The organism is Mycobacterium sp., assembly GCF_035633495.1.
Classification (GTDB): Bacteria; Actinomycetota; Actinomycetes; order Mycobacteriales; family Mycobacteriaceae; genus Mycobacterium.
Map to the genome: position 1 here is coordinate 13,485 of NZ_DASQEU010000054.1, position 17,867 is coordinate 31,351.

Annotated in this window: 19 protein-coding genes, 3 tRNA genes and 1 pseudogene; 15 read left to right on the plus strand and 8 right to left on the minus strand. The window is 66.2% G+C overall.

Annotated elements, in window-relative coordinates; all coding sequences use genetic code 11:
• Positions 1 to 10 precede the first annotated feature (10 nt).
• The 3 genes from VET27_RS08210 (at position 11) to VET27_RS08220 (ending at position 3,572) form a co-directional block, all read left to right on the plus strand.
• Complete coding sequence (locus tag VET27_RS08210; protein WP_526516900.1) at positions 11 to 2,449, plus strand: AAA family ATPase; 2,439 nt, start codon at positions 11 to 13, stop codon at positions 2,447 to 2,449.
• Positions 2,449 to 2,799 (plus strand): hypothetical protein, encoded by a 351-nt coding sequence (locus tag VET27_RS08215; protein WP_526516902.1) that lies wholly within the window; start codon positions 2,449 to 2,451, stop codon positions 2,797 to 2,799. The genes VET27_RS08210 and VET27_RS08215 overlap by 1 nt, the downstream gene beginning before the upstream one ends.
• Positions 2,800 to 2,933: 134 nt before the next feature.
• A complete protein-coding gene (locus VET27_RS08220; protein WP_526516904.1) occupies positions 2,934 to 3,572 on the plus strand; it encodes a hypothetical protein in 639 nt (212 codons plus the stop codon).
• Positions 3,573 to 3,589: 17 nt separating this feature from the next.
• Here the strand turns inward: VET27_RS08220 and VET27_RS08225 are convergent, their stop codons facing one another.
• From VET27_RS08225 to VET27_RS08245, 5 genes and pseudogenes are all read right to left on the minus strand, one after another.
• Positions 3,590 to 4,303, minus strand: a complete 714-nt coding sequence (locus tag VET27_RS08225; RefSeq protein WP_526516906.1) for a crotonase/enoyl-CoA hydratase family protein — start codon at positions 4,301 to 4,303, stop codon at positions 3,590 to 3,592.
• A gap of 36 nt (positions 4,304 to 4,339) precedes the next feature.
• Positions 4,340 to 4,805, minus strand: a pseudogene (locus VET27_RS08230) (DUF8453 domain-containing protein); the annotation flags it as partial.
• A 346-nt stretch (positions 4,806 to 5,151) separates the two neighbouring features.
• Positions 5,152 to 6,210, minus strand: a complete 1,059-nt coding sequence (locus VET27_RS08235) for a DUF2510 domain-containing protein (RefSeq protein ID WP_526516908.1) — start codon at positions 6,208 to 6,210, stop codon at positions 5,152 to 5,154.
• Positions 6,211 to 6,309: 99 nt separating this feature from the next.
• Positions 6,310 to 7,035 carry an MBL fold metallo-hydrolase gene (locus VET27_RS08240; RefSeq protein WP_526516910.1) on the minus strand — a complete coding sequence of 242 codons (726 nt, stop codon included), beginning with the start codon at positions 7,033 to 7,035 and terminating at the stop codon, positions 6,310 to 6,312.
• 260 nt (positions 7,036 to 7,295) lie between these two features.
• Complete coding sequence (locus tag VET27_RS08245) at positions 7,296 to 8,429, minus strand: nuclease/transposase family protein (protein ID WP_526516912.1); 1,134 nt, start codon at positions 8,427 to 8,429, stop codon at positions 7,296 to 7,298.
• A 743-nt stretch (positions 8,430 to 9,172) separates the two neighbouring features.
• Between VET27_RS08245 and VET27_RS08250 the strand changes: the two genes are divergently transcribed.
• The 11 genes from VET27_RS08250 (at position 9,173) to rplA (ending at position 13,935) form a co-directional block, all read left to right on the plus strand.
• A tRNA-Thr gene (locus VET27_RS08250) sits at positions 9,173 to 9,245 on the plus strand.
• A gap of 62 nt (positions 9,246 to 9,307) precedes the next feature.
• A tRNA-Met gene (locus VET27_RS08255) sits at positions 9,308 to 9,381 on the plus strand.
• A 39-nt stretch (positions 9,382 to 9,420) separates the two neighbouring features.
• Entirely contained in the window at positions 9,421 to 9,588 is a 168-nt protein-coding gene (gene rpmG, locus VET27_RS08260; protein ID WP_526516914.1) for a 50S ribosomal protein L33, read from the plus strand.
• Between the two features lie 51 nt (positions 9,589 to 9,639).
• Positions 9,640 to 10,116 (plus strand): (3R)-hydroxyacyl-ACP dehydratase subunit HadA, encoded by a 477-nt coding sequence (gene hadA, locus VET27_RS08265; RefSeq protein WP_526516916.1) that lies wholly within the window; start codon positions 9,640 to 9,642, stop codon positions 10,114 to 10,116.
• Entirely contained in the window at positions 10,103 to 10,531 is a 429-nt protein-coding gene (gene hadB / locus VET27_RS08270; protein ID WP_526516918.1) for a (3R)-hydroxyacyl-ACP dehydratase subunit HadB, read from the plus strand. The genes hadA and hadB overlap by 14 nt, the downstream gene beginning before the upstream one ends.
• Before the next feature lie 2 nt (positions 10,532 to 10,533).
• Positions 10,534 to 11,043 (plus strand): (3R)-hydroxyacyl-ACP dehydratase subunit HadC, encoded by a 510-nt coding sequence (hadC, locus tag VET27_RS08275; RefSeq protein ID WP_526516920.1) that lies wholly within the window; start codon positions 10,534 to 10,536, stop codon positions 11,041 to 11,043.
• 141 nt (positions 11,044 to 11,184) lie between these two features.
• Positions 11,185 to 11,257, plus strand: a tRNA-Trp gene (locus tag VET27_RS08280).
• Between the two features lie 67 nt (positions 11,258 to 11,324).
• Positions 11,325 to 11,798: a preprotein translocase subunit SecE gene (secE, locus tag VET27_RS08285; protein WP_526516934.1), complete on the plus strand. Its 474-nt coding sequence runs from the start codon at positions 11,325 to 11,327 to the stop codon at positions 11,796 to 11,798.
• A gap of 175 nt (positions 11,799 to 11,973) precedes the next feature.
• The gene (gene nusG, locus VET27_RS08290) at positions 11,974 to 12,690 is read left to right on the plus strand and encodes a transcription termination/antitermination protein NusG (RefSeq protein WP_526516936.1); all 717 of its coding nucleotides are present in this window, start codon (positions 11,974 to 11,976) and stop codon (positions 12,688 to 12,690) included.
• Between the two features lie 30 nt (positions 12,691 to 12,720).
• Positions 12,721 to 13,152, plus strand: coding sequence for a 50S ribosomal protein L11 (gene rplK / locus VET27_RS08295; protein ID WP_526516922.1), 432 nt, complete (start codon positions 12,721 to 12,723; stop codon positions 13,150 to 13,152).
• A 75-nt stretch (positions 13,153 to 13,227) separates the two neighbouring features.
• Positions 13,228 to 13,935: a 50S ribosomal protein L1 gene (gene rplA / locus VET27_RS08300; RefSeq protein ID WP_526516924.1), complete on the plus strand. Its 708-nt coding sequence runs from the start codon at positions 13,228 to 13,230 to the stop codon at positions 13,933 to 13,935.
• A gap of 64 nt (positions 13,936 to 13,999) precedes the next feature.
• Here rplA and VET27_RS08305 read toward each other — a convergent pair whose 3' ends face one another.
• Complete coding sequence (locus VET27_RS08305; RefSeq protein ID WP_526516926.1) at positions 14,000 to 14,947, minus strand: endonuclease/exonuclease/phosphatase family protein; 948 nt, start codon at positions 14,945 to 14,947, stop codon at positions 14,000 to 14,002.
• A 169-nt stretch (positions 14,948 to 15,116) separates the two neighbouring features.
• Here VET27_RS08305 and VET27_RS08310 point away from each other — a divergent pair, with 169 nt between their 5' ends.
• Entirely contained in the window at positions 15,117 to 15,710 is a 594-nt protein-coding gene (locus VET27_RS08310) for a M15 family metallopeptidase (protein WP_526516928.1), read from the plus strand.
• 55 nt (positions 15,711 to 15,765) lie between these two features.
• Here the strand turns inward: VET27_RS08310 and VET27_RS08315 are convergent, their stop codons facing one another.
• Both VET27_RS08315 and VET27_RS08320 read right to left on the minus strand, forming a co-directional pair.
• Positions 15,766 to 16,980, minus strand: a complete 1,215-nt coding sequence (locus VET27_RS08315) for an RNA polymerase sigma factor (RefSeq protein WP_526516930.1) — start codon at positions 16,978 to 16,980, stop codon at positions 15,766 to 15,768.
• Between the two features lie 10 nt (positions 16,981 to 16,990).
• A complete protein-coding gene (locus tag VET27_RS08320) occupies positions 16,991 to 17,692 on the minus strand; it encodes a YciI family protein (RefSeq protein ID WP_526516932.1) in 702 nt (233 codons plus the stop codon).
• Positions 17,693 to 17,867: the final 175 nt, after the last annotated feature.

Here is a 17,867-nt window from a genome sequence, read left to right on the forward strand (position 1 = left end):
GTCGTTCGCGATGGCCGACGAACAGCTCAGGGATTACGTCCTGCAACGTGCCGACGATGACGACGACCTGAGCGAGCAAGCCCGACTGGTCGTGCTCGCCGCCTTCGGAGATCCCGACGACCTCGCCGAGGTGCTCAGCGACGACACCACCTCGCAGGAGGTCATCGATGCGCTCAACGCCCCCGAGGCCGCCGAGGAGGTTCCCGTCGGGGCCTACCTCACCTCGATTGCGGTCCAGGGCTTTCGAGGCATCGGCGCCAACGTCGCGGTTCGGTTGCAGCCCGGCCCGGGGCTGGTGGTCGTCGCCGGACGCAACGGCTCGGGCAAGTCGACGCTGGCCGAAGGCCTCGAGCTCGCGCTCACCGGCATCAACTCGCGATGGGTGAACAAGGGCAAGGTGTGGTCGCAGGTCTGGCGCAACCTGCACGCGGGTGACCCTGCGAAGATCCGCATCACCATGGCCGAACAGGGCAGCGGCGCAACCGTTGTCGGTGTCGACTGGCCCGCGGGCGAAGTCCCCGTGACCGAGATGAAGCGCTGGGTCCAACGGGCGGGGCAGAAACAGGAGGACCCCGAAGTCCTCGGCTGGTCGAATGCGCTCGCGATGCACAGGCCGATGCTCAGTTACGACGAGTTGGGCGGCATCCTCGAAGGCACGCAGAGCGAGTTCTACGACCAGCTGTACAAGCTGCTGGGTCTCGAACAGCTGACCGTCGCGATGGCCCGTCTCGACGCCGAGGTCAAGACGCTGAAGGAGCCGGGCGCCGTCCAGAAGAAGGCCCGCGACGCGTTGCGGCCGACGTTGGAGGCCCACGACGACCCTCGCGCCGCGACGGCCTTGGCGTTGATCGCGAAGACGAAGCCGGACCTCGTGGCGGTCGCCCCGCTGATCACCGATAGCGCCGCGTCGACCGCACCTGCCGCGTGGCGCCACGCCGCGGCGTTGACCGCCCCGGAAGTCGACGAGGTGGGGGAGGCCTGCGCTGCGCTGCGTAGCTTCGCCAGCGAGCAGGCCGACGCGGAACGGACGGCGGACGCGCTCGCCGCCGACCGGGTTCAATTCCTGGAGACCAGCCTGGAGTTCCACGATCGGCACGGCACGCAGCCCTGCCCGGTGTGCGCCCAGAGCACGCTGGACGACGCCTGGGTCGAGCGGGCGCGCGCCGCGCTGGCCACGGAGAACGAGGCCGCCAGTTCACTGCGGGTGGCGCGGTCGGCGACGCACCGGGCGCGTCAGACCCTGGCCGCACACGTCCGCGCGGCACAGGCGCCACCAGCCGAGGATGCCGGGCTGACCTCCATCGCGGCGGCACGCGTTGCCTATGAGACGTTTTCGGCATTGCCGGTCAACAACGACGTTGCGCTCGCCGATCACGTCGAGTCGGCCCTGCCCGGTCTGCGGACGGCCTACGACGCGCTGCGGCAGGAGGCGGCGGGGCTCATCAACGTCCGTGACGACGCCTGGCACCCGGTGGCGGTCGAGCTGGCCGCGTGGCTGAAGAGTGCCGAGGCCGGTGCGGCGGCCGCACCGAAGCTGAAGATCGCCGTCGAGGCGCAGAAGTGGTTGCAGGAGAACGCCGCAACGCTTCGCAACGAGCGGATGGCGCCATTGGCAGACAAGGCGAGGGAGATCTGGGCGGCACTGCGGCAGGAGAGCAACGTCGATCTCGCTGCGATCAGGCTCGAGGGGCAGAAGACCAGCCGCAGAGTCGAGTTGCGCGCCGGTGTCGACGGCACCGACACGGAGGCGCTCGGCGTGATGAGCCAGGGCGAGTTGCAGGCGCTGGCGTTGGCGATCTTCATTCCACGGGCCACCTCTGACGAGAGCCCGTTCCGGTTCGTGGTGCTCGACGATCCCATTCAGGCGATGGACCCGTCGAAGATCGAGGGCTTTCTGCAGGTGCTGGCCCGGTTGGCGGTCGATCGGCAGGTCGTGGTGTTCACTCATGACGACCGCCTGCCCGCCGCGATCCGACGCTCCAGCACCAAGGCCCGCGTGATCGAGGTGACCCGCAGCGCCAATTCGGTCGTGACGGTGAATGATTCGCTCAACCCCGCCACACGGGCGCTCGACGACGCCTACAAGATCGCCCGCGACGAGGCGGTGCCGGACGAGGTGAAGAAGAAGGCCGTCGGGGTCCTGTGCCGGGAGGCGCTGGAGGCGACGCTGTGGGATGTCCACTCGTCGCGCGGGTTCGCCAAGGGCTCCTCGAGCTTCGATCTGGAAGCACAGTGGGAGGCGGCGACCACCATCCGCATGCGCATCGCCCTGGCGCTCGGTTCGGACGCGAATGACACTGCGGCGGTGGACAAGTGGATTGACGGCCGCGTTGCACACAAGGTCACCCTCGGTGTGGTCAACAGGGGCGTGCACGAAGGGGTGCACGACTTCGTCGAGGCCATCAAGAATGTCAGGGCCACCGTCGCAGACCTCGCCAAGACCACCTGATGAGCGATCGCGCGGCACTGCTGGACTACGCCGAACAGATTCTGGACGGCACCGTCGCACTCGGTGCGCCGTCGGCCCGTGTCGCGGCCCTGCTGGCGCGCAGCGCATTCGAAGACTGGCTGGACGAGCAAAGTCCGTGGGCGGTGACCGCGCCGCAACGGCCGACGACCGCCTCGAAACTCGTCGCGCTGTCCACCCGCGACGATCCCGAGGAAGGGCACCGTGCCAAGCGGGCATGGGACGGCCTTAGCCGCGCGTGCCACCATCACTCCTACGAACTCCAGCCGTCACCGGCCGAGGTGCGTCAGTTGGTCGCAGCGGTCAGGCAACTCGACGAGCCGCCGCGCTAGGTCGCAGCCGTCATGGGGCCGTGGGGATACATGTAATTGCCCGCCTCATAGCGAATTTCGCCGTAGAAACGCCGAAGCGGTCACACCCCTCCGTTGCGGTATAAGCTCCGGACATAGTCCATGAACCGGAGTTGATGCGAAGGGGGCCGTGCCTCGTGTCTGACAGATCAATTGACGATGTGTTCGGAAAGCGTTATGGCGAAGTACTTCTGGTGCAACTCGGCGAGTCGGGGCCGGAGGCGACCGTATACAACACATTCCCGCTGAACGACTGTCCCCACGAGTTGTGGTCGAAGCTCGACGCCGAGGCCATCGCGCAGGAGAACGGCGCTCAATTCGCCCTGCTGAACGGCCCGCGGTATTGGCTGATGAGCAGCATCGAAAAGGTTGCTCAGGGCACACCGGTGACCACTACCTTCGGTGGCATCGACATGATCCGCCAGGCCACCGTCCAGCTGTCGTCGATGAAACCCGCGCCGTTCACGGTCAACACGGTGGCGCGCCATGCCGTCTTCACGTTCGACGCCGGCCGCGAGGTCTACGAACTCATCGACCCGGACGGGCGAAGCTGGGTGATGCAAACGTACGGCCAAACTGTCGATCCCGAGCTGTCCCTGGCCGACCTGCCCGGACTCGCCAGCCGGCTGAAATTGCCCGCCGGCTGGCGGTATCAACCGCGCACCGTCGACTGCCCCATTTGCGTGGACACCAGCACCCGCGACGCCCAAGTCATCCAGGACGACCTCGGGAACAGCTACTCACTGCGGCCGTGACGACCGCCTCGAGAGGTCTAGCTGCTGGCGAACTCGACGGGCAACCCGTCGATACCGGCCTGGATGGCGGCGATCGCGTCCTTACGGGCCTTCAGCTTGCTGGCCCGGTGGGCCTTGACGTGCAAACCGGCTGCAGCGGCGGAGGCGACGTCATGTGCCCGCGCCAATACGTTTCCATCCTCGACGATCTCGTCGAGCCAGCCGGCGGCGACGGCCTCCGCACCGGTGAACACTTCCGCCATGGCGACGGCGCGCTGAAAGGCCGAGCGCGTCAGACGGTTTCGCATGATCTCGATCGCCGAGATCGGCAGCACCATGCCGATCGCGACCTCGTTGGCCTGGCAATGCGAACTCGGCGAGCCGACGCGGTGGTCACCGCTGAGCATCAGGAACGAGCCCATCGCGATCGCGGGACCCGTCGCCGCCATGATCACCGGCACCGGGAAGCTCAACAGCCGGATCGACAGTTCGAAGCCGCCGGACAGCATGCCGAGTGCGGCGGCAACATCGCCGGAGTTGAAGACGCTGAGGTCGAAGCCGGCACTGAACACCCGCGAGTTGCCTGCGAGCACGATGGCCTTGACCTCCCCGTCGCTCGCGGCCTTCTCGGCCAGGTCGAGTGCCTGGTTGATGTTCTGCTGCATCGCAGGTGACAGCACGTTCACCTTGCCGTCGTCGAGCGTGATCGTGGCGACGGACTCGGTCTGCTCATAAGCAACGGTGCTAGTCATCGACTCTCCCTTGGATGCGGTTCGAGCCGATCGTACTTAGCCCATGCGGGCGGAATGACGGCCAGCCACCCCGTTCTGGATCCAGGGGACGTCGAGTTCGGTGGTCTGATCCAGTTGTCGCGTGCGCCAGCGGTCTTGGGTTTCCGCGACGGCCTTGTTCATCCGGTCGATCTCGGCTCGGAACACGTCGGGCTGGGTCTCCTTGGACGCGTAGTGGAAGTAGGACAGCACGCTCCGCAGGAGTTCGAGCTTCCGCTTCTCGCGATTGGCCAGATCGTGGGTGGTCATCAGCTCGATGCTCTGCACCGGCTGAAACGTTGCCCAGTCGAGGCGGAACTTCGTTTCGAAGGTCTTCCGCTCGTTCCAGAGGCCGGACTTCTTCGGGCGGGCCGTCGATCGGGGCGTCCTCGTACGCGGCGACCGTCGGATGGTTGACGAAGTCGAATCGTATGTCGTGGGCGGCGGTCTGTCCGAAGTTCCTCACGACCAGCTCGACGACGTGCTAGTCGGTGGGGTGCGGCTCCATGAACAGGGTCACCTGTCGCCGCACCTGCTCGGTCTTGAGCCGAGGTTGTTCGTAGCATTTGCGTTCGGTTCGGAGGGGCGCGACCAGACGCGGCCGTAGGGACTTTTGCCGTGACAGGTGAGTTGATCGCCTTCCAATAGGCCCTGCCACGACTCCGCGCTGCCTCGCGGACTTGGTAGCGTCCCCTCCCGGCACCGGCAGCTGCGTCAATTGGATCACCAGACGAGATCCTTGCATGCTGAGTTTGGCTTTGGGCCGTGACGATGTGGTTCGCGAAGTTGCGGTCACGTCGGCCGCCGACGGAGTCGGTTTCAGGAGGGTCTCACTGCAGCGGTAGTTGGACTCCCGGGCTGAGGGGGTCGGCCCGCAACATGATGGAGTCCGGCGCGGTGCCGACCGGGACGTCGTACACGAGCGGTGTCTCGACCTTGTCGCCCGGGGCGATGTCGGCGATGGTGCCGCCCAGGAAGGCGGTGGCCTCGTCGTCGAGGGGGAAGGTCTGCCCCGCGGCGCTGAGCTGTTGGAACGTCGCCACGAACGTCAGTGGCGACGTGCCGGTGTTGGACACGTTGACGTAGACGACGTAGAACAGGCCGTCGGCGGTCGTCTGGACGGCATCGCTGACGTTGGAGGTGATGGTGTCGCCCGTCTCAGTGCCTGCGACCGAGAAGGTGTAGTCACCGTCGCTGCCCTCGGCGCCAGTAGGTGGCGGAGTCGGCGACTCGGTCGCCGAGGATTCGGAGGAGCTCTCCGAGGTGGTCTCGCTCGACGTGGTCTCAGAAGTCGAGGACGGCGTGGACTGCGACGTGGTCACCGTCGGTTCGTCTCGGCGCATCACCAGGAGGACGATGACCACGACGAGGGCCAGCAGAATGGCCGCTGCGCCGCCGAGGATTCCGATGACCAGCTTCTTGTTGGGCCCGTCACCGGATGGGCCGGTCGGCGGTGCGGGCGGTCCTGGCGGGCCGGGAGGCGGGGCAAACGGAGCCGCCTCGAATGACTGGGTGGGCGGGGGCTCGTAAGACTGAGCGGTCGATGGCGCGTCCCACGACGGCATCGGCGCGTCCCACGACGTCGGTGGATGCGTGTCGTACGGCTGGCTGGGCGTGGGCGTGTACGACGCGGTGTCGGGCGGTTCCTGCCCTGCGTCGGGGACGCGGTGCGCTCCGCCGTGCGGCGGGTCGGCCGTCGGTTGTTCGGGAAGGGACACGACCGACGTCGCCTGTTCGCTGGCCGGGAACTCGTCGGCCTGCACGACTGGCTCCGCGGCCGGGGCGGCGGGCAAACGGTGCTCGGTCCAGCTGGTGCCATCCCAGTACCGGAGGCCAGCGGGGTTTTCGGGGTCGGGATACCAATCGGCAGGTGTGGGCGGTGTCGTCATCGCAGGGTCCTCCCCGATCCTGCGCCCCGAGGGCGCTGCGAACCGAACTTAGCGCAGGCTGTGAGCCCTCGCGCTATTTCGGATCATGGATGCGCCTGCTCAGCCGCCCATCGCCATGCGCCACTGGTCCAGGCTGCTCGCCCGGTAGACGTAGTTGGTGCGCCGCACCTCCGACAGCGAGGCGCTCGGCTCCGCCGAATACCAGTGACCGGGGTAGACCGTCGGATCGCCGGGTAGTTGCGCGAGCGCTTGCAGGCTGCGGAACATGTCGTCGACGTTGCCACCGGGGAAGTCCGTGCGTCCACACCCCTCCAGGAACAGGGTGTCGCCTGCGACAAGCCGACCGTCGAGCAGGAAGCACTGACTGCCCGGGGTGTGCCCAGGTGTGTGCAGCAACTCGATCTCGACGTCGCCGACCGCGACCTTGTCGCCGTGCTCGTGCGAGGTCAGGTCGCTCAGCGGAATGCCCGTGATCCGGGAGACCCAGTCCGCCTCGTGGGTGTTCACGTGTACCGGCACGCTGACCCGCTCCAGCAGTTCGGCCAGACCTTTGAGCTCGAAGCCCATCATCGAGCCGCCGACGTGGTCGGGGTGGTGGTGGCTGACCAGGACGCCGGACAGATGCATGCCGTCGGACTCGAGGGCGTCGAGCAGGTCGTTGGCGGCGTACGCCGGATCGACGACGACGCAGTCGCCGGTCTCGCGATCGCCGATGAGGTAGGCGAAGTTACGCATCTGCTGGGCGATCACGTCGTTCGCCGCGAAGTCGCTGCCGGACAGCAGCTGCTTGAAGTACAAACGGTCCTGGTCGGTTGGGCTCGCCATGTCCCAACAGTAGGGCCCGGCCCCCTGCCCACCTTCGCGGTGCCCCCGTTCTCGGAGGATGTGGCAACCGGCCGCTACGAAGCGGTTTGGCGAGGCTACCGGGGAGAATGTACCGATCCTGATGTGCGAGCAGAAACGAGTTCTGCACTGCCCGCGCGGTCTGGACTACCGATCGGCCGGCCCGGTGGCGTGCCCGCAGCGGTCCTCTGTCCGGTGCGGGGTCCTGCCGGGTGTCGCCTGATCCGCAGCCCAAGGCCGCGTCAGCCGATCGCGGCGGCCGCGCCATGGTGGCCGGTGACCGTCGATGGATCGGAAGTCTGCTGTTGAAGGGGTTTACGCCAGTGCTGGTTTCCCCAGCGGCTGGTGTACGTGGGGTCCACACCGATCACGGCGATACCGCGACGCGTCGCCATGCCGATCAGCCGATTCCGGAAGCGGGCGGTGCGGATATCAGCCAAGCAGCGGCGCAATCGTTTCCCGTGCTGGCCGCTGCCAAGCGTTCCTCGGCCCGCGGCCCGGGCAGCGGCGAAGTCAAGGTTCTCGATCACGATCGCCGCGCAGTCGTGCTGGTGGGCGTAGTCGTGGAGCTTCGTGATCGCTGCGCGTGTCAGCCCGTCACGGTGTGACGCCGCCAACCCCGCGGTGACGACCTCGATGCTTACCGCTTCGCCGACTGGGTTACCTGAACGGTCGAGCACGCAGGCCGCCATGTGGCCCGCATTGAGGTCCACGCCCACCACCGGTCTGTTGCGGAGTTCATGGAGCCGGGGCACGGGAGCGGATGCGGTCCTCCAGGACGCGTCGAGGTACCGGCGGTCCGCTGCCGGGTCGTAGCTGACGTCGTAACGCACCGCTCGGCGGCCCGCGATACGGTCAGCCCATTCATCGCCACGATGGCGATACCGTATCGACGCCTCGACGAATACGTGCGAGCCAAGCCGGGATGCCAGCCCCGCGGGTGTCTTGATGTGTAATCGACCCTCTTCGTCGACACGGATTGTTTCGTTGCCACCGGGCTTGCCCGACTCGCCGTCCGCGGTCAGAAAGAACCGCGCCGCATCCCAGCGTTCCTGCCACTGCTCTTTGGACATATCAGTGGCATCGAGGTTGTTCCGGTTGTGCCACAGGCGTTTTCCTCCCACTGCGATCGACGGCCTCCCCGTCGCACAGCCGTTCTCGGCAGCAACAAGTCGACCGCGCAGCGTGGCCAGACGCCGTGTCCTGGCGAACCGCTCAGCGGGAGTGCGGTAGCCGCGCCGCTGGCGCGATCGACTACTCCTGGCCTCGGCGTCGCCGACGATCGGCGCCGATTCACCCGGACGCAGAGCGCACCGCTGCGCCAGCACATCAATCGCGGTACGCAAATCTGCGGCATGCGCGACGACGCCGCGCATGCATAGCTGGTACTGGTCCTCCACGGCACGAGTGATCGACCCCGCCCACCTCGATGAAGACACCCCAGTCAAAGCCCGCTTGCGCTCTGCGCGCCACACGGCGTGGGCCGTGCGATCTAAGCGGCCCAACTGAATCCGCTCCACTAGCTCGCCCCGGTATGTCGACCCGAGAAACGTCCCCATTTCGGTCAACGCCTGCGCTTCCTCCGCAGTGCAACGTATTCGAGTTCGGATTCGGACCCCTGCCGGGGCTGCCGCCACTACCGGGTCCTTGATCTGGCGCATGCCCACATCCTCGCGCGCGGCACCGACAGATATATCGCCCCGTGTTGTGCCGCGGGCAGCCCAGTGATTCGCCGCTCCGTCGTGTACCGGGCCCGCCTATAGGGAGGTGCCCGCTCAAGAAGACGCGGGCATAACCCCTGCATCAGCTTCGGCCCATGCAAGGAAGGAAGACGAGTACGTCCACGCCCACGTTTTCTTTTCACGTTGACGACGCGCGCCGTCGGAGACCAGATAGCACCGACTTGAGGACTGCGGGCGTTCTCATGCGCCACGCGAGTTTGCACAGGTCATCCCTAGTCCGCTCGCCTCTCCAACGCGATTCTAAGATTGCCCACTCGTGATGTATCGTTTTCGTTCGTGGTTCACGCGACTAAAGCGACACTCGGTCACGCATTGCTCGCTCACGCAAGCGGCAACGTGGGCGATATGATGCATCGTTGCACGTAGAACCAGAGACTGCCCCCTTAGCTCAGTCGGTAGAGCGTTTCCATGGTAAGGAAAAGGTCAACGGTTCGATTCCGTTAGGGGGCTCGGTGGACCCGCCAGGGCGAGCGCAGCGACGGGAGAAGCTGGGATGGTGTGGTGCCCGGCATGGCGGTGTAGCTCAGCTGGTTAGAGCGCACGACTCATAATCGTGAGGTCGGGGGATCGAGCCCCCCCACCGCTACAAGACGACAACGCAAGTGAACGAAGAAGGACGACTGACGTGGCCTCGAGTACAGACGTACGGCCCAAGATCACCTTGGCCTGCGAGGTGTGCAAGCACCGCAACTACATCACGAAGAAGAACCGCCGCAACGATCCCGATCGGCTGGAGCTCAAGAAGTTCTGCCCGAACTGTGGAACGCACCGGCCGCACAAGGAATCGCGCTAGCGGACGGCCCACGGGCTTCGGCTCGTGGTTGACGATGGGGAAATTGAATCCGTGCCGCTGTCTTCCAACATCATCGGGATGCACTATCGCTACCCCGACTTCTACGAGGTCGGACGCGAGAAGGTCCGTGAGTACGCCGTCGCAGTGAAGAACGAGGATCCGGCCTACTTCGACGAGGGCGCCGCGTCGGATCTCGGCCATGATTCGCTGCCCGCACCGCTGACCTTCATCTCGGTGTTCGGCTACCAGGCGCAGACCGCCTTCTTCGCCAACGCGAACATTGGCATCACCGACGCGCAGATCGTTCAGGTCGACCAGGAGTTGAAGTTCCTGCTGCCGATCAAGGTGGGCGACCGTCTGTACTGCGACGTCTACGTGCATGCGTACCGGCAGGCGCACGGTACGGACATCATCGTGACGAAGAACATCATCACCAACGACAACGGTGAGGCCGTGCAGGAGACATACACGACCTTGGCGGGTCGTTCGGATGACACCGGAGAGGGTTTTTCCAATGGCACTGCGTGAATTCAGTTCTGTGAAGGTCGGCGACGAACTTCCCGAGCGCGTCATTCCGCTGACCCGGATGGACCTGGTCAACTACGCCGGCGTGTCCGGCGACCTCAACCCGATCCACTGGGACGACGAGATCGCCAAGCAGGTCGGCCTGGACACGGCGATCGCCCACGGCATGCTGACCATGGGTCTGGGTGGCGGCTACGTCACGTCGTGGATCGGCGACCCGGCCGCGGTCACCGAGTACAACGTGCGGTTCACCGCCGTCGTGCCCGTTCCCAATGATGGCGTCGGCGCCGAGATCGTCTTCAACGGACGCGTGAAATCGGTTGACGCTGAGGCGAAGTCGATCGTCATCGCACTCTCGGCGACCACCGGTGGCAAGAAGATCTTCGGTCGCGCCACGGCGACCGCGAAGCTGGCGTAGAGGTGCCACTCAACGCTGACGTCCTGGGGATGGTTCACCACTATCCCGAGAGCTTCATGATCGGTCGAGAACAGGTCCGTCAGTATGCGCGGTCGATCAAGGCCGACGATCCGGCGTCGTTCGACGAGGACGCGGCCGCCGAGCTCGGTCACGACAACATCATCGCGTCGCTGACCTTCCCGTCGATCCTGGCGTTGCTCGTGCAGCAGGACTTCTTCCGCAAGGTCGACGTCGGCCTGACCACCATGCAGATCGTCCAGGTGGACCAGAAGTTCGTCTTCCACCGGCCCCTCCAGGTCGGTGTGAGCCTTCACGCGTCGCTGGAGATCCTGTCCGTCGTCGAGCGGTTCGGGGCCGACATCGTGCTCACCCGCAGTGTCTGCATGAACGCCGAGGACGAGATCGTGCTGGAGGCCTTCACGACGCTGATGGGGCACGAGGGTGACAACTCGATCCAGGTGCAGTGGGACGCGGAAAGTGGCCAGGTCGTGCGCTCCGCAGTCAAGGATTAGTAACTCGGAACAGGGCCGATGTACACTCGGTCCTCGGGGTTTTTCCCAATCAAGCGCGCTGTCCGTCGGTTACTGATCGGCCGATCGGAGAGCGCGTGAGTTGTGTAAGCCCCGGCACGCAGGTTGGCCTGCCAACCGTGAAGGGGCGTAGCTCAACTGGCAGAGCAGCGGTCTCCAAAACCGCAGGTTGCAGGTTCAAGTCCTGTCGCCCCTGCTGAAGGCGAATACTCGAAGAGTGTGGACACTGGAAGGTGACCACCAAACCTGACGAAAGGCATGCGGTGAGCGACGAGCGCGACGGTGCCGGCTCCCCAGTCGACGACATCGACTCCGACGTCGATGACGTGGACTCCGTGGACGACGACATCGACTCGGTAGGCGACGACATCGGCGTCGCAGGCACCCGCAGCCAGACCGCGGTCGCCACTCGGCCGCAGCGGCCCACCGGCAAGCGTTCGCGTCGTGAGACCACTGGCGGCGACACGCCTGCCGCCGAGACCAGCTCGGTCAAGAACGGCGACGGCAAGAAGCCGAAGACCGCCAAGAAGCCCGGCGAATCCCGCAGCAACCCGTTCGCGTTCGTCTGGAACTTCCTGAAGCAGGTCGTCGCCGAGCTGCGCAAGGTGATCTGGCCCAACCGCAAGCAAATGATCAGCTACACGATCGTGGTGCTGGTGTTCCTGGTGTTCATGGTGGCGCTGATCGGCGGGGTCGACCTCGGCCTGGCCAAACTCGTGACACTGGTCTTCGGCTGACCGAGCTCAGCCCGCCACCCGTGACGAGCGAAGAATTTAGAGAGGACTGACAACCGTGACGAGCTTCGATGGCACTACGCCCTCGAGTGTGTCCGACGCGCGCGCCGAAGCCGCGGACCCGACGACCGTGATCGCCAGTGAGGCTGCGGAGTTGCTGGAGCAGTCCACCGGCGAGGTGGTGGCCGAGGCGGCCGAGGAGTTGCCTGCCGAAGAAGAGTCCGCTGATGCGGCGGTCGCCGAGCCGGCTCCGAAGGAGGAGGACGAGGACGTCGACCCCGCCGTGGCCTTGAAGAAGGACCTGAGGTCCAAGCCCGGCAACTGGTACGTCATCCACTCCTACGCCGGCTACGAGAACAAGGTGAAGGCCAACCTCGAGACCCGGGTCCAGAACCTCGACGTCGGCGACTACATCTTCCAGGTGGAAGTTCCCACCGAAGAGGTCACCGAGATCAAGAACGGCCAGCGCAAGCAGGTCAACCGCAAGGTGCTGCCCGGCTACATCCTGGTGCGCATGGATCTCACCGACGAGTCGTGGAGCGCGGTGCGCAACACCCCGGGTGTCACCGGCTTCGTCGGCGCGACGTCCAAGCCGTCGGCGCTGACGCTGGACGACGTGGTCAAGTTCCTGCTCCCGCAGGGCGCGGCGAAGAAGCCCGCCAAGTCGACGTCGTCGGGCGCTGGTGCGGCCGCCGAGACCGGACTCGAACGGCCCGTCATCCTCGTCGACTTCGAGGTCGGCGAATCGGTCACCGTCATGGACGGCCCGTTCGCGACGCTGCCTGCCTCGATCAGCGAGGTCAACGCAGAACAGCAGAAGCTCAAGGTGCTGGTGTCCATCTTCGGTCGCGAAACACCTGTCGAACTGACCTTCACCCAGGTCTCGAAGATCTAAAAGCACTACGAGAACAGGAAAGAACACCTCATGGCCCCGAAGAAGAAGAAGATCACCGGGCTGATCAAGCTGCAGATCCAGGCTGGCGCGGCGAACCCGGCCCCGCCCGTTGGTCCCGCGCTCGGCCAGCACGGCGTCAACATCATGGAGTTCTGCAAGGCGTACAACGCCGCGACGGAATCCCAGCGCGGCAACGTCATCCCCGTGGAGATCACGGTCTACGAGGACCGCAGCTTCACGTTCGCCCTGAAGACCCCGCCTGCCGCCAAGCTGCTGCTGAAGGCTGCCGGCGTGCAGAAGGGCTCGGGAGAGCCGCACAAGACCAAGGTCGCCAAGGTGACCTGGGATCAGGTGCGCGAGATCGCGGAGACCAAGAAGGAAGACCTCAACGCCAACGACATCGACGCCGCGGCCAAGATCATCGCCGGCACCGCCCGCTCGATGGGCATCACGGTCTCCTAGTAGTAGCGCTCCACAAGTGGGAGGGCCCGCTTCGGCCCGCGCAAACCACAACCCAACGAAACTGATTGGAATCCAATGAGCAAGAGCAGCAAGGCATACCGCGAGGCCGCCGAGAAGATCGACCGCGACAACCTCTACACGCCCCTCGAAGCCGCGAAGTTGGCCAAGGAGACGTCCTCGAAGAAGCAGGACTCCACCGTCGAGGTCGCGATCCGCCTCGGTGTCGATCCCCGCAAGGCCGACCAGATGGTGCGTGGCACCGTCAACCTGCCCCACGGCACCGGCAAGACGGCCCGCGTCATCGTGTTCGCCGTCGGTGAGAAGGCCGAGGCTGCCGTGGCCGCAGGCGCCGACGAGGTCGGCAGTGACGACCTGATCGAGAAGATTCAGGGTGGTTTCCTGGACTTCGACGCCGCGATCGCCACTCCCGATCAGATGGCCAAGGTCGGCAAGATCGCCCGCGTCCTCGGCCCGCGTGGCCTGATGCCGAACCCGAAGACCGGTACCGTCACCCCGGACGTCGCGAAGGCCGTTTCCGAGATCAAGGGCGGCAAGATCAACTTCCGCGTCGACAAGCAGGCCAACCTGCACTTCGTCATCGGCAAGGCCTCGTTCGACGAGAAGTCTCTCGCCGAGAACTATGGCGCCGCCATCGACGAGATCATGCGGGCCAAGCCGTCGTCATCGAAGGGCCGCTACCTGAAGAAGGTCGTCGTCTCGACCACGACCGGCCCCGGTATCCAGGTGGATCCGGCCCTCACGCGTAACTTCACGGAAGCGTAGGCCCCGTTTGCAGCAGAGACCCTCGAGCGCCTCGGCGTTCGGGGGTCTTTGTCGCACTGCGGCTTCAATCCCTCGGCACCATTACCGTGGCCAGTACCGCGCGATGGTCGGAGCCCGGCAACTCCATGGTCTCCGTTGACACCGCAATGCAGTCGCGGGTCAGGATGTGGTCGATACCCATGAACGCCGGGAATCTTCTGTTGGCGGGGTAGGTGCGCTGGCGGCCCGCACCGGCCTGCTGCGCCGAATCTTCGTAGCCGTCGGTGAGGAGCTTTCGGAACGGCTCCATGTCGATCGTGGAGTTGAAGTCACCTCCGACCAAGATGGCCCCGCCGTTGGACTCTTCGGCGAGGCCTGCAAGCGTGCTTCGAAGCGCAGCCAGGTCGCGATGCCAGCCGTCGATCGGCTGGGGCCAGGGAGCGGTCAAGTGTATGGAGGCGACCGTCGGATCGCGGGTGAGTCCGTCGACGCGGATGCGGGCGGTGACCAACCCCAGCGCGTAGCCGCCGATCTCGTTGACGGCCGTGATGGGGTACCGGCTGTAGACGCCGACACCCGCGGTACCGGGTCGCGGATCGAGTGCGTCGTACGGGAAGGACTTCGCGATCCCCCCGGATGACAACCCCTTCGCCGCGTCAGGCGTGAGCTCTTGAACCATCAACACGTCGGCCTGATCGGTGGCGATCCCTACGATCGACTGTGGATCAGCACGTCCGTACAACATGTTGATCGTCATGGCGCGGACTGAGACCGCGTTGGGGTTCGGACTCGCCGCTATGTACCACGGCACTTGAGGCACGATGAGGGCCACCGAAATGCACACGGCCACCGCGGCCATCACCCAGCGGTGCCCCCAGAGGAGGAGCAGCAGTGCGAGGGGAGCGGCCGCCATCAGGTACGGCGATGCGATCACCACGTACAGCGTGCGGTGGCCGGGGATCGGCACATATCGGGCAACGACAGCACCAACCGCAACGACGAGCAGTCCGATGCCGAGGACGGCGCTGGTCATCAGACGTGCGGTACTCAGAATTGCCTCTCCGTCGTGCTCTCGCCGAACGCGCACTGACGGCGCACTGAGACCAGTATTCCTGCGTTGGAGGGGTGCTGCGTTGCAGACTCGTTCCGTGAACGCGTGCACCCGATGGCTGACCGGTGTTTTCGGCGTAATGTGCGCCGCGATGATTTACGTTCCCTCGGCCTCTGCCGACCCGCCACCGGTGTCGCCGCAGGCGCTCGCGGCCGGTCTGGTCGACGTGCGCACCGTCGTGCCCGACGCCGTGATCGACCTGCGCTATGCGACGGCAGACAACTTCGTCGGCGTGCAGCTGTACCCGGCCGATGCGCGGTGCCTGGTACACGAATCGCTGGCCAGCGGGCTCGCCATGGCGGCGAATCGGGTACGCGCACAGGGCAATACGCTGGTCTTCTGGGACTGCTACCGCCCGCACGACGTGCAAGTCAGGATGTTTCAGGAGGTGCCGAACCCGAACTGGGTGGCGCGCCCCACCGCCTATTCGCGGAGTCACGAATCCGGCCGCTCGGTCGACGTGACCATCGCGGGGCTCGACATGGGGACGGACTTCGACGACTTCTCGCCGCGGAGCCTCGCGTATGCCACCGACGGCGTCACCGCACAAGAGCAGGCCAACCGTGCGCTACTGCGCACTGCAATGGAGGCCGGCGGGCTGACCGTGTACTCGGGGGAGTGGTGGCACTTCGATGGCCCGGGAGCGAAGGATCCGCGCCCGATTCTCGAAGTGCCGGTGAGGTGACGCGTAGCCACTGTCCTCGGCGCTAACCCCTGCCGCCTGGCAGTATTGCGACGGATCAACCCACCTCCGCCAACCGCTGCCGCAGAAACGCCCGCGCAGGCTCGGAGCCGTTGCAGTCCAACGCAATCCGATACCACTCAGCCGCCTCCGGCAACCGCCCGGAACGCCGCAACAGGTCCGCCCGAATCGACGCCACCGTGGCCGACTTCGCCAACCGGGGATCCTCGGCGACCTCGTCGAGCGCGGCGAGTCCTGCGTTGAAGCCGTCCCGGAACCCCACCGCGAGCGCCCGGTTGGCTTGCGCAATCGGAGAGCCGGTGATCACGATCAGCCGGTCATACGCCGCGCAGATGAGCGACCAGTCCGTCTCCGAGAATGTCGGCGCCGTCGCGTGGGCCGCGGCGATCACCGCCTGCGGCAGGTACGCACCCGTCGACCCCTCCGCCCGGCGCAGCCGGTCGAGTCCACGGGCGATCCGTCTGCGGTGCCACCGCGACCGGTCCTGTTCGTCGAGCGGCACCAGCGCCCCGGCGTCGTCGACCCGCGTCGTGCGCCGCGAATCGTGGAGCAGCACGAGGGCGGCCAACGCCTGGGCGTCGCGTTCATCCGGCATCAGCGCGCACATCTCCCCGGCCAGGCGGATGCCCTCGTCGCAGAGTTCGTCACGGATCGCCGACGGGCCCGCCGTCGACCAGTAGCCCTCGGTGAACACCGAGTAGATGCATGCCAGGACGTGCGGGACGCGGTCGGGCACCAGCTCGGCGGGCGGCACCCGCAACGGGATGTTCGCGCCGCGAATCTTGCTCTTGGCCCTGGTGATTCGCTGTCCCACCGCGGCCTCGGACTGCAGGAGTGCCCGCGCGATCTCGGGCACCGTTAATCCGGAGATCAACCGCAGTGTCAACGCAAGCTGCGAGGCCCCGTCCAGGGCGGGGTGCGCGCAGGTGAACATCATCCGCAGCTCGTCGTCGCGCACGGGATGCACCGGCACCCCGTCGATGCGAGTCCACGCGTTGTCCGTCACGGCGGCGAGTTCCCTTCCCGGCCGCGCCGATTCCCGGCGGAGGCGATCGAGGGCGCGGTTGCGGGCAACCGTCACGATCCACCCGCCCGGGTTGTCGGGCACGCCGTCCCGCGGCCACGCCCGCAACGCCTCGGTGAATGCCTCCTGGACGGCGTCCTCGGCGACGGTGAGGTCACCCGACCAGCGGGCCAAGGCCGCGACTGCCGGACCCCATTCGCGTCGGAAGACGCCGTCCAGGTTCGTCATTCAGCGAGGGCTAGAGCCCCGAGACGCCGGCGAGCTGGCGGAGCTCCACCGACGTCGCCGGGATCATCGAGGCGATCTTGACGGCCTCGTGCCGGTCGGTCGCCGACAGGACGTAGAAGCCGTTGGCGACCTCGGCGCCCTCGACGAACGGCCCGTCGGTGAACGACACCTTCCCGTCGCGCACCGTTACCGTCGTCGCGGTGCTCGGCGGATGCAACCCAGCGCCACCCTTGACGTGCTCACCGGCGGCGGCGCCGAACTCGACATGCCGTGCGACGCCCTGCTGCCACTGATCGCTGCCCGGCGTCACCGGTACTGCCGGCGGCTCGAGGAGAAGCGCCAGCCAGTTCGTCCCCTCCAACGGTGCCGTCGTACCGGCCGCGGCCATCGGCCAGATCTCCACCGCGCCGTACTTCGCGGCCGGGATCTGCCCGGCGAGCCCGAGCGCCTCGTCGAGGTTGTCCGCCTCGAACACGTAGTAGCCGCCAGCCACCTCGGCGCCCTCGGCGAACGGGCCGTCTGTGACGCTCGGCTTGTCGGGCCCGCCGGTGATGCGGACACCGGTCGCCGACGGCAGCAGCGCATCGCCGCCGCGGATGAACCGACCGGCGATCGCATGGAAGTTTCGGTACGCCGCCATCTCGGCAGCCTGCTCTGCGGGGTCGGCGGGGCGGGTGTTCTCCGGGCTGAGCAGCAGTGCGAAGTAGTGCATCGGAAGACCTCCGGGGTAGTGAGCAGAACCCTGCGTTCCACTCTCTACCCGTCCGACGAACGGCTCGTCCTCGATCCGACACGTTAAGCGACAGCAATCTTCCTGACCTGGGAGTCAATTGGCCTGTGTCGTGCACGCCACTGTGCGAGCATGCCGAGGGAGTCAGCGCACGCGT